This window comes from Candidatus Eisenbacteria bacterium (genome assembly GCA_035577985.1).
In the GTDB taxonomy this organism is placed as follows: Bacteria; Desulfobacterota; Binatia; order DP-6; family DP-6; genus DATJZY01.
In genome coordinates, this window is the sequence record DATJZY010000101.1 from 1 (window position 1) to 2,274 (window position 2,274).

Here is a 2,274-nt window from a genome sequence, read left to right on the forward strand (position 1 = left end):
CGGGGCGAAGGGGAGAGCGACCCCGCTCGGGGGCGGCCAGCCGGCGCGCGTGCGTGCCGGTCAGGGCCGGCCCGAATCGGTGGGGTCGCTCTCCCCTTCGCCCCGTCTCCGGGGACGTCCGCGGACGGCGCAGATCGCCGCCGCGAGGCCGGCGGCCGACTGGCCGTCCGGCGTTCGTGATCCGCTCATTCCGCAAGGAGTTGTGCATCGTCTCCTCAGTTCAGTCGCCCGTCGCCCCGCGCTCGATCCGCGCCAGCGTCATAGCCATCGTCCCCGCCACCGTTGTCCGATGACGGTGGCGGCTCAGCTCACGCCGGCGCGCGTGCCAAACCGGTCGTATCGAATCGGCAATTCGTGGGTCAGCAACGCCCCACGGCCATCGGCGAGGGCGGCGCCGAGCGACGCACCGGGCCGCCGGTCGAGCGCGGCGGGTCCCTGACTCTTCCACCGTTCGAACAGCGCCTCATACTCCATGGCGGCGAAGTGCCGTCTAGCGGCGTGCCACTCGCCGCTGATTGTGTTGATGTCGCCGGTGAGGAAGGAGTAGTCGTCACGTTCCACTTGCGCTCGTCGTGTGTAATAGGTCTGTAGGGCGTCGATTTCGCCGAAGGTCCGCCGTCGCTCACGCTCCGCGGCCACGCGACGCAGGGCCGCCGCGCACGCGGTCAGGCCGCGCACGTGGCGCGGAGCGACGGCCACAATCTGCCAGCGGGGCAACCGGTCGAGGAGGGCGAGGTGGTCCTCGAGGAATTGCGCGAAGAGGGCCCCGGTCGTCTCGGTCACGAGGAAGACGAACGCGACGGTCGGCGGATCGCCACTCACCAGGATGGGCAGCTTGTGGACGAAGAACCTTGTCGTGGGCGGCGCCGTGCGATCCCGCCCGATGTAGTGGCGCCTCGGCAAATCCACCGACGACAGACCCATGTGCGCCGTAAACAAGGCCACCTTGTCGGCTTCCGTGGCGTACCACTCGGCTGTCGGATGCTCGAGGACGTAATCGAACAGCATCAGCTTCCGGGCGATGAGCGCCGCACTGGCCCGCCGGCGGTTGCGGTTGTCGTCCTGGCCGATGGCGGCATAGATCCGGGAGGCGTGCAGGTGGTAGACCAGGCCGCGATCCCGCCGAAAGGTCAGCCGCTTAGCCAGCTTCCGGACGACCAGGCGATCCAGGAACTCGCGGACGCCGGCCCCGTACGCGAGGCCGCTGAATGCCGCGTAGTGTCGTCGCAGACAGAAGCCGCTGTGGAGCGCGACGGTCACCAGGAAGCGCGTCTGCCGATCGCTGAACCCCAGGTCTTCGAGCGCCCGCACCCGTTCCTCGAAGGTCATGCCAACCTCCGAACATGCCGCGGGTCGAAGGGCGCGCCACCGGTTTGACGGTTGCCGCCATGGCACGAGAACCCGGCCTTACCCGCGCGTTGGCCGTGCGAGTAGTGCTCGGTCACGACCTCGACATCACGATGCTCGAGCCGTCCGTCGAGCTCGTACTCGATCCGGACATCGGGAAACACGACGTGGCCCCGGTGGAGCGGCAGGTCGTGCGCCTCGGCGAACTCGCGGCGCTCGAGCAAGACCTGCCCGTCGGTCCGCCGATCGTCTCGGTGAAGGAAGGTCTGGTAGTCGCGCTTGAGTTCGTAGTCGAGCACGACACGCGTCACGCGTCCGCCGCCGCGCTCGATGCGTGCCGCTTCCTCACGATAGGCGTCGTAGATGCGCGCGTCGTGGGCGAGCTCGCGCGGCTTCACGATGCCCGCGTAGTACTCCTGCCGAGGGCCCTCGGATCGCGCGGGCGTGTGCGCGTCGAGGAGGTCCTTTCCCTCGCGGGTCAGGGCGACGACCTGCCGCGAGCCCTCACGATCGGTGATCGTCTCATGCAGCAGCAATCCCTGCTCGTTCAGGCGCCGCCAGTCGCCGTGCCGGACATCCCGCCCGTGCGAGCCGCCGTCGACCGCGTCGGGCGAAACGACCCGAAACGCGCCGACGGTCTCGAGAGCGCGCGCTTCGGACCCATTGAGCGCGTAGTCGCGCCCGCGGAATTCCACAATCTCACGCCCCTCGCCATGCGGCAGCGTCGTGTCGTGAGGGCGCTCGTGTGCCTCGCGGATGCGCGAGCGTGAGGGTTCCTCGCGTTCTGCCGCTCGCTCGGTCACCTCGACTCGGTCATCGTCGGGTCCGCCTCTCGACATGTCGTCGCACCAGGGAGCGAGCGTACGACCAGGGCGCCGAGGCCGTCTGTCGTCTGGACAACAGTGTCGGCAAGACGACAATTGCCAG

At 69.0% G+C, this 2,274-nt stretch carries 2 protein-coding genes; both read right to left on the reverse strand.

All coding sequences use genetic code 11. The annotated features are described in order from the left end of the window. Window positions 1-303 precede the first annotated feature (303 nt). Window positions 304-1,329, reverse strand: coding sequence for a hypothetical protein (locus VMS22_13830; protein ID HXJ35106.1), 1,026 nt, complete (start codon window positions 1,327-1,329; stop codon window positions 304-306). Further along, window positions 1,326-2,042 carry a hypothetical protein gene (locus VMS22_13835; protein ID HXJ35107.1) on the reverse strand — a complete coding sequence of 239 codons (717 nt, stop codon included), beginning with the start codon at window positions 2,040-2,042 and terminating at the stop codon, window positions 1,326-1,328. Before VMS22_13835 ends, VMS22_13830 begins: the two co-directional genes overlap by 4 nt. Between the last annotated feature and the right edge of the window lie 232 nt (window positions 2,043-2,274).